Origin of the sequence: Paraburkholderia sp. RL18-085-BIA-A, from assembly GCF_046027075.1 — a bacterium.
Lineage (GTDB): Bacteria > Pseudomonadota > Gammaproteobacteria > Burkholderiales > Burkholderiaceae > Paraburkholderia.
The window spans coordinates 55,205-64,145 of record NZ_JARESU010000048.1; the positions used below are offsets into that span (position 1 = coordinate 55,205).

6 protein-coding genes are annotated in these 8,941 nt (G+C 61.3%); 3 read left to right on the forward strand and 3 right to left on the reverse strand.

Features of this window, described 5'->3' with window-relative positions; all coding sequences use genetic code 11:
* Nucleotides 1-7: 7 nt before the first annotated feature.
* Nucleotides 8-1,444 (forward strand): efflux transporter outer membrane subunit, encoded by a 1,437-nt coding sequence (locus P0D89_RS27550; protein WP_408362698.1) that lies wholly within the window; start codon nt 8-10, stop codon nt 1,442-1,444.
* On the opposite strand, the gene P0D89_RS27555 is transcribed toward P0D89_RS27550, so the two are convergent.
* Nucleotides 1,441-3,216, reverse strand: a complete 1,776-nt coding sequence (locus P0D89_RS27555) for an ATP-binding protein (protein ID WP_408362700.1) — start codon at nt 3,214-3,216, stop codon at nt 1,441-1,443. The genes P0D89_RS27550 and P0D89_RS27555 overlap by 4 nt on opposite strands.
* 203 nt (nt 3,217-3,419) lie before the next feature.
* Nucleotides 3,420-3,773 carry a response regulator gene (locus P0D89_RS27560; RefSeq protein WP_408362702.1) on the reverse strand — a complete coding sequence of 118 codons (354 nt, stop codon included), beginning with the start codon at nt 3,771-3,773 and terminating at the stop codon, nt 3,420-3,422.
* A 440-nt stretch (nt 3,774-4,213) separates the two neighbouring features.
* Between P0D89_RS27560 and P0D89_RS27565 the strand changes: the two genes are divergently transcribed.
* Both P0D89_RS27565 and P0D89_RS27570 read left to right on the forward strand, forming a co-directional pair.
* Nucleotides 4,214-5,008, forward strand: a complete 795-nt coding sequence (locus P0D89_RS27565) for a substrate-binding periplasmic protein (RefSeq protein ID WP_408362704.1) — start codon at nt 4,214-4,216, stop codon at nt 5,006-5,008.
* Nucleotides 5,005-8,115 (forward strand): bifunctional diguanylate cyclase/phosphodiesterase, encoded by a 3,111-nt coding sequence (locus P0D89_RS27570; RefSeq protein WP_408377499.1) that lies wholly within the window; start codon nt 5,005-5,007, stop codon nt 8,113-8,115. The genes P0D89_RS27565 and P0D89_RS27570 overlap by 4 nt, the downstream gene beginning before the upstream one ends.
* Nucleotides 8,116-8,229: 114 nt before the next feature.
* Here the strand turns inward: P0D89_RS27570 and P0D89_RS27575 are convergent, their stop codons facing one another.
* Nucleotides 8,230-8,550, reverse strand: a complete 321-nt coding sequence (locus P0D89_RS27575) for a DUF1330 domain-containing protein (RefSeq protein ID WP_408371115.1) — start codon at nt 8,548-8,550, stop codon at nt 8,230-8,232.
* Between the last annotated feature and the right edge of the window lie 391 nt (nt 8,551-8,941).

An 8,941-nucleotide genomic window follows, 5' to 3' on the forward strand; every position in this document is an offset into this window, starting at 1 on the left:
ACCCAACATGAAGCCGATCGTTATCAAGGTACTGGCGAGCGCGGCATTGCTGACGCTCGCGGCGTGCGCGGTGCAACCCGCTACGCACGCGGATTTGCCGCAAACCGTCAAGACCGTCGCGCCGGTTGCGTGGAGTGTCGACGCGCCGCAAGACAGCGTGAGCGCCGACGCGTGGTGGGCGCAATTCGGCGACCCGGTGATGCATCAACTGGTCGAGTCGGTGCTGACCGGCAACCTCGACGTGCAGGCCGCGGTGGAGCGCGTGAAGCAGGCGCAGGATCTGGTGACGCAAAATCGCGCGGCGCTGCTGCCCGAGTTGAATGCGACGGCGACGGCTTCGACCGAGCGGCAGAACGCGCCGCCGCCGCTCGGCTATGTGCGTCAGGCTGGCTTCGGCTTGGCGGCGAGTTGGACGCCGGATGTGTTCGGCGGCGAACGTCTCGCGGTGCTTGCCGCGCAGGCGCAGGTGTCGGGGCGCGCGGCGGCATTGAATCAGTTGCGGCTCGCGCTCGCCGCGAATGCAGCCGCGGCGTATATCGATTTGCGTTGGGCGCAAGCGCAATTGCAGATACTCAGCGACAACGAACAGATTCGTGCGCGCGCGCTAAAGCTCACGCAGGAGCGTCTGCATTACGGACTGTCGACGCAACTCGACGTCGCGCGTGCGCGCAATCAGTTGGAAGATTTGCAGGCGCAGATTCCCCGCATTCAATCCACCGTCCAGCATCAATTGAGTCTGATCGCGGTGTATTCGGGGCGTACGCCGGAGAGCGTCGACAATTTGCTGCTCGCCGATGCCCGAGAGATCCCGGTGCCCGCGCAAAGCGCGCCGCAGGTACTGCCGTCCGACGCGCTGCTACAACGGCCCGACGTGCGCACCGCGTATGCGACGGTCGAACAGCGCGCGGCCGAGGTGGGGGTGTCGAAGGCACAGCGCTATCCGCAGTTCAGGATCAATCTCGCCGATGGCCTGCTTGCTTCGTCGTACCTCGGCCTGCCGACGCTGACCGACAACCTCTTCAGCGCCGCGTTGAATGCGACGAGCCCGATCTTCAACGCGGGCCGCATCACCGCGAATATCGACGCGAGCGAGAGCCGCATGCGCGAATCGCAACTCGGCTTGCAACAGACTATCCTGCAGGCGCTCAAGGAAATCGAGGATAACCGCAGCGATCTGGTGAGTGGCGCGGTGCAGGTGCAACGGCTCGGCGGCGCGCTCGACGCGTCGAACCATGCGCTGCGTCTGTCGACCGAACTTTACAAGGGCGGGGCGTCGAGCTTTCTCGATGTGCTTGCCGCGCAGGAAGCGTTTCTACGCGACTCCGAATCGCTGAATCAGGCGAAGCGCGAGCACGCGCTCGCAGCGGTTGCGTTGTACCGGTCGCTGGGTGGGGGATGGGATGCGAAAGACGAAGTGGCAGGGGTGAATGCTTCCAAGGGTTAGCGCTGTCCGGCTTGTCGGTTCGCATCGGCTTCCAGATCAGGCGCGGCGTCGAGTGCACCGCGGACAGCTCGCGCGAGTTCATCGAGTCGGTACGGCTTGCTGATAAGCGCGACACCCTCGTCCAGTTTGCCGTCATGGAAAACGATGTCCCGGGTATAGCCCGATGCGAACAGAACCCGCGCGTTGTACGGCGGACCGCTGACGATTCGCGCGAGTTCGCTGCTCCTCACCGTACCCGGCATGACGACGTCGGTGAAAATCAGGTCGACGTGTTGACCACTCTGGATGAGTGCGAGCGCCGAATCGCCGTCTTGCGCGGACAGCACTTTGTATCCCAACTGGGCAAGCATTTCGATTGCAGCTATCCGGACATCAGCGTCGTCTTCGACGATCAGGATGGTTTCCCCGCCACGCTCCTGCCGGCTCAGAGACGACTTCGGCGACGTGTGCTCCGATTCGAGGCTGCGCGGAAAGTACAGGTCCACGGTGGTGCCTTGACCTTCCGCGCTCTTGACGCCGACGTGACCCGAACTCTGTGACACGAAACCAAACACCATGCTCAACCCCAGGCCGGTTCCCTTTCCCTCGGCTTTGGTCGTAAAGAAAGGTTCGAATACGCGGGCCTTCACATGCTCCGACATGCCGCTGCCGCTGTCGGTTACCGACAACCGAACGAAATCACCAGCGGGTACCCCGGCGCCGTGGGCGCGTTCGTCCGCTTTTGCGTCGACGTTGTCGATGCTGATGCCGATGCGGCCCGGTCCGTCTATCGCGTCACGTGAATTGATCACCAGATTCAGCAGAGCACTTTCCAGCTGATTGCGATCTGCGGAGATGTTCCAACCGTTCTGAGTGTCGGATATGCCGAGCTCGATGTTCTCCGGCAACGTGCGGCGCAACATCTCATTCATGCGTTCGACCAGGCGGCTGGGATTGAGGACGGCCGGTGCAAGCGGTTGTCTGCGTGCGAAGGCCAGTAACTGAGCGGCCAGCTTTGCGCCACGAGCCACCGCATTGCTGACAGCGGTCACGCGCCGCCGGAGAACATCGTTTGCGCTTGTCGCAAGCTCGATGAGCTGAAGATTGGCCGAGATAACCTGAAGGACGTTATTGAAGTCGTGAGCCACACCGCCCGTAAGACTTCCGATTGCTTCGAGCTTTTGTGCCTGCCTTAGACGCTCTTCCATCGCCACCCGCGCGGCGACTTCGGCGGCGACACGGTGTTCGAGGGTTTGCGTAAGCTGCAGCAACGCTTCTTCCGCCTTCTGGCGCTGCGATTCTGCCCGTCTCCTGGCCGTCGTTTCGAACACGATTGCGATGACCCCGGCCGGCTGCCCGTCGTCGTCAACGACCGGGCTGTAGCTCAGGTCCAGCCATACGTCTTCCGGACTTCCTTCACGATAGAGAACCAGTTGCTTGTCTTGGTACGTGAGCGTGCCGCCGGCAAGACAGGTATCGACGACGTGGCGGTTGAAGGATGCAACCTCGGGCCAGCCCACTTCGACGGGCTTCCCCAGCAGAAACGGGTGACGCCCGCCGGCAAAGACGGCATAGGCATCGTTATAAAGCATGGTGCCTTCTTGTCCCCACAACATCACCAGGGGCGACGGAGACGCGAGAAGCAACTTGACGGCGGCAACCAGGCTCGCAGACCAACCCTCGCGTGGGCCGAGCGACGTGCTGCTCCAATCGAAGGCCGCAATTTGCCGGGCCATCTCGCCGTGCCATCCGGGGCAGGGACCCTCGAACCGTAGTGAGACCGCTGGGTGCATGGCGAAGTCAGCTCCAAACGAGGCATAGCGCGGGTTGCGTACCGGCTGCGGATTCCGGGTAATAAGTGTCGAAGGGGCGCCGCGACTTGAAGTTTCGTGCATTGCACGCGAGCAGGAAGAACGACTGTCGCTCCGGCGCCTTTCGACATCTTTGCTAAAGCAGCAAATATTGTTCCCGGGTTGCAGCAGGCCGCTAAAGCGTTTTACCGGATGCAGGACAGGAGATCGTCCAACTGCACGGGTTTCGTGAGACTTTTATCGAAGCGCGCTCCATTGGCATCACTCGCCATGTCGGGGTCGACGAATCCGGACAACAGAATGAAACGCGTGTTCGACATTCGGGGGTCCCGCTTCAGCTGCGTGAGAAGCTGTCCGCCGCTCATATCGGGAAGCTTCCAGTCCACGAATGCCACGTCGGGCTCGAACGACTGAACCGTGAGCAACGCTTCGCGTGCATCGAAGACACACCGGACTTCGTGACCTTCGAACTCGAGGAGTGCCGCGAGCGCTTCTACGCTGTCGCGATTGTCGTCAACCAGCAAAATTCGTTTGGGCATGGGGTGCTCAATAGCTACAAGGGAATGGCGGCCGTCGGAGGGTTGCCACGAGCCTGTTCATTGAAGGGGCGCCGTGGTTCGGGGGCGAATTCGAGTGTACGCCTTCCATGCTTTCGGCTGTCGGGTCATGACGGGGGTCGTCGTACCCGAAACCAACCCACTGGGCGTGCTAAATGAAATCATGGGTGCTGCCGCCAAACGCTCTACAGAGAAACCCCAAGTGCCCCTCAAGAACTGCCGCCCATTGCCGTTATTGCGTGAAGACCGCCTTCGGTTTGAATGTTCCGAAGGGTCAGCCGGGCCGGTGTATGCTAGCCAGTCCGCAAAAAAGGCATCTTCATCCGCATTCAAAGTGACCAGATGGCAGGGCGCATCGTCAGCGTTCCTGGCTGGAAAAATTGAATGGGGTATTCAAGTCATCTTCGTACGACGGAGACACTGTGATTCGACATGGCCTTGGCGGGTTGCTGCTGGCGCTGAGCTGCATCGGCAATGCGATGGCGGCTGGCCCCGACTGTTCGCGTTCCTTTACGCTAGCTTTACACGATCACGGTCTGCTCTATTCCGTCGACACGGACAGCGGGATCGACAAGGACTTTGCCGACGAGCTGACCCGGCGCAGCGGTTGCCCGATCAGAGTCAGCCTGATGTCGCGGGCCCGGATCTGGAAGCTGATCGAGTCCGGCGCACTTGATTTCAGCCTGTCGGGCATTGCCAACGACGAGCGTAATCAGTACGCGGATTTCGCCTGGTACTTCAGCAACAAGTACTATTTGCTGGTGCGCAAGGACGCCGGAATCCGTCGTCTGACCGATTTCGAGCATAACGATCAGTTTCAGCTCGGCGTGATCCGCAGCTTCCGCTACAGCCAGTCGGCCAACCGGCTGGTCGATACGCTGTCGGCCGAAAACCGTGTGAGTCAGGCCGGCGGTCTGGAGCCGCTGTATCAGGCGCTGATTCTGCGGCGCGTCCAGGGCATGATCATCGAGCCTTTCGACTACCCTGCAATCGACGAAAAGAAGATCCGCGACGTGACCAGCATCGTGGAGTTCGACGACCCCGCCATACCGCACGGCCTCATCATGTCGAAGAAGGCACTGCCCCCCGCCGAGCGGGAAAAGTGGCGCGCGCTGGTGAATGAAATGCGCGCGGACGGCACGGTTCTGCGCATCTTCGAGAAGTATTTCAAACCTGACCTTGCCCAATCGATGGTCAATTTCCAGACGCCGCGGTGAACTGGGCGCGCCTTGTCCTGCTGCCGCTTCTGGTCCTGTTCGCGTCACTCAGTGTGACGTGGACGCTTTGGGACCATGAGCGGCAAGCCGCCCGTCATGAACTCCTGAGCCAGTTCGACTTCTCGCTGGGCGATGCCGTCAGCCGGATCGAGCAGCGTATGGGCACGTATGAACTGATGCTGCGCGGCGTGCAAAGCCTGTTCGCCGCCAGCGGAGAATTCGACCGCGAGCAGTTTCGCGACTATGTCGAGACGCTCAATCTCGACTCCAACTTCTCCGGCATCCAGGCGATCGGCATCGTCGCGTGGGTGCCGGGCGCGCAAAAGGTCGGGCATGTAGCCACGATGCGCCGGCAAGGCGCGCCCGATTACTCGATCAAGCCCGATGGCTTGCGCGAAAATTACGCGCCTATCATCCAGCGCGAGCCGTATATCGGCATCAATCGCGCGCCGCCGGGTTTTGATGCATGGGCCGATCCGGTGCGACGGCACGCGATGGAGCAGGCGCGCGACTCCGGCATGGCAACCATTTCCGGCAAGGTCCATCTGGCAGTGGATGCCGGAACCAACGCGCGGCCCGGTTTCGTCATGTACCTGCCGATCTATGCGCGAGGCCAGCCGCAAGATAGCGTCGCCCAGCGTCGCGCGCATCTGGTGGGCTGGGTCTTCGCTTCTTTCCGGATGCACGACGTCATCGCCAGTCTGTACGGCGAGCAACCGCCCGGTCTGACGATCGCCATCTACGATGGCGTCGAACCGTCGTCCGCCGCGCTGTTGCACAAGACACCCGAGGTGCCCGGCCATCATTCGGCTGCGGCCATGTCGGGCAATGAATATCTGGTCGTCGGCGGACATGACTGGACGCTCACGATGAGTGCGCAGGACGACTTCAACGCGCGTTTCGGCCGTAACGCGGCGTTTCTGATCGCGAGCATCGGCACGGGCCTCAGCCTGCTGCTGGCGCTGCTCACCTGGCTGATGATGACCGGTCGCGGACGCGCAATGCGGCTTGCCTCGGCGATGACCAAAGAACTGCGCGAGAACGAGGAGAAATTCCGCGCGATCGCCGACTGCACTGTCAACTGGGAAATCTGGTGGGGACTCGACGGCAAGCCGCGCTGGATCAACTCAGCGGTGGAGAAGTACATCGGCTATACGGTCGACGAGTGCATGGCGCTGGCGGACTTTGCCGGCACGGTGATCTATCCGGAGGATATTCCGCGCGTTGCACCCGAGTTCGAGAGGGCGCTCCAGGGCTTTCGCGGCGCCGACCTCGAATTTCGCTGCCGTCGCAAGGACGGTTCGCTGATGTGGCTTTCCGCGTCCTGGGTTCCCATCACCGATGCCAAGGGCGATTTCATCGGCTTTCGCACGAGCGGCCGCGACATTACCGAGCGCAAACAGATCGAGGCTGAACTTCGAATTGCCGCCGTCGCATTCGACTCGATGGAGCCGATGATGATCACCGACGCCAGCGGCACGATCCTGCGCGTGAACTCGGCGTTCACCGAATGCACTGGCTATACGGCCGACGAGATCGTCGGCCGGACACCGCGAGTGCTTCGCTCGGATCGGCACGACGCTACGTTCTTCAAGGCGATGTGGGAAGCGATTCATCGTGCCGGCGGATGGCAAGGGGAGATATGGGATCGTCGCAAGAACGGCGAGGTGTACCCGAAATGGCTCACGATTTCCGCGGTAATGGGCGAGGATAAAGTCGTCAGCCACTATGTGATCACGCATCACGACATTACCGAACGCAAGATCGCGGAAGAGCGAATCAAGGAATTGGCCTTCTTCGATGCGCTGACCCGATTGCCGAACCGCACCTTGCTGCTGGATCGGCTGAAGCAGGCGATCACGGCCAGCGCCCGGAATGAAGCCTGCGGGGCGTTGCTGTTCATCGACCTGGACCACTTCAAGACGTTGAACGATACGCTGGGTCACGACAAAGGTGATCTGCTGTTGCAGCAAGTGGCGCAGCGGCTGGCGGCTAGCGTGCTCGAGAACGACACGGTGGCGAGGGTAGGCGGTGACGAGTTCGTGGTGGTGCTGGGCAACCTGCATAAAAACCGGCAGGAAGCGGCCAGCCAGACCGAAGCGATGGCCGAAAAAATCCTCACCGTTCTAGGCAATCCTTACCAGCTTGGCGAGATCGAATACCGAAGTACGGCGAGTATCGGCGCGACCGTGTTCATGGGGCATCAGGCGTCGATGGACGAGTTGCTGAAGCAGGCCGACCTGGCGATGTACAAGTCCAAGGAAAGAGGACGCAATGCCGTGCGTTTCTTCGATCCCGACATGCAGACCGTGGTGGTGGAGCGCGCCGCGCTGGAAGCGGGATTGCGCAACGCCATCGAGGACGATCAATTCCTGCTTCACTACCAGGCGCAGATTGACGGCAGCCGCATAACGGGCGCGGAAGCACTGGTGCGCTGGCGGCATCCCACGCGCGGTATCGTGCCTCCGGCCGATTTTATTCCGCTGGCTGAAGAGACGGGACTCATCCTTGCGTTGGGAAGTTGGGTTCTGGAGGCAGCCTGCGCGCAATTGGCGCGCTGGGCCACGCGGCCGCATATGGCGGATCTCGCGATTGCGGTTAATGTCAGCATTCAGCAGTTTCGCGAACCCGATTTCGTGGGCAAGGTACTCGCGATCATTCGCCGAACAGGCGCGAGACCGGACAGGTTGAAGCTGGAGTTGACGGAAAGCGTACTGGTGGACAATGTGCAGGACATCATCCAGAAGATGGGCGCGCTCAAAGCGAAGGGTGTTGTCTTTTCGCTGGATGACTTTGGTATTGGTTATTCGTCGCTTTCCTACCTGAAGCAATTGCCTTTGGACCAGTTGAAGATCGACCGGTCATTCGTGCGTGATGTGCTCGTGGATCCCAATGACGCGGTGATTGCGAAAACCATTGTGGCACTTGCGCGTAGCCTTGGTCTGGGTGTGATTGCCGAAGGCGTCGAGACGGGCGAGCAGCGGGACTTTCTCGCTGCGGCGGGATGTTATGCGTATCAGGGCTACTATTTCTGCCGTCCGGTGCCGGTTGAGGATTTTGAGGCGTTGCTGGCGAGCGTTGAGGCGGGGCAGTGTGTGACCGAGTGATGGCAGGTCAAGGGGCGCCGGAGGCACTGGTCGCGCAATCGCCGCCCGCAACGTGCGTCTGCTTTTGCATTGACCCGGCGCCGCTGGCTGAACGCTGCTGCGAGCACGCCGCGCTCAGCCCAGAATGTCAGTCGCTTTGTGGCGCTCGTCCACGCCGTCGATCAAAATCACCGATCCGCTCGCATGCCGCAGGCGTAACGGCAGTATTCGTTGATACGCGTGCGAACCATACCAGGCACGCGCGGCGGCGAGGTCGGGAAACGCAATCATAATCAGGTCGCCGTGCCACTCGCCTTCACGCACCTCGGGCCGCGCGCCGTGCACGACGAAACGGCCGCCAAACGGCTCAAGTGTTTCGTCGATGCACTCCAGGTATTCGACGACCTCAGCGCACAGCTCGACGTTAATCAAATGGGCAACCGCGTAAGCAGTCATGGTAGCGCTCCGTGGCATACGTATGGGGATCACCCATGGTCACCGAGGGCGCGACGCACGTCGATTACCTGAGAAGTAAAAGGATCCGCGGCACCGTACTCGACGCCCCTTGTCGCCGCGGGCCGCTTTCCGTGCGAGTCGCTTTCGGACAACCGCCATTCGTTAGGCGCCAATCCGGCCGTTCGGGCAAGGGGTGAGCGTGACGGCGGAGGATGAAATCGTTACCGGACTCACGTCCCCACCGGCACAACCTACACTTGGAGATGGATCGGCCGTGCTGATCTCCGACGCGTTACGCGCGGGTTCCCGCGCGTCGAGTCGAATCAGGTCGAGTCGAGTTTATTCAGCCGTCACGGAGGAATAGCATGTGCCCGGTATTCGTCGATGTAGT

Coding starts and splice junctions, on each gene's coding strand:
- P0D89_RS27555 (WP_408362700.1), bottom strand. CDS start 3,216: ATGCACCCAGCGGTCTCACTACGGTTCGAGGGTCCCTGCCCCGGATGG.
- P0D89_RS27560 (WP_408362702.1), bottom strand. CDS start 3,773: ATGCCCAAACGAATTTTGCTGGTTGACGACAATCGCGACAGCGTAGAA.
- P0D89_RS27575 (WP_408371115.1), bottom strand. CDS start 8,550: ATGACTGCTTACGCGGTTGCCCATTTGATTAACGTCGAGCTGTGCGCT.
- P0D89_RS27550 (WP_408362698.1), top strand. CDS start 8: ATGAAGCCGATCGTTATCAAGGTACTGGCGAGCGCGGCATTGCTGACG.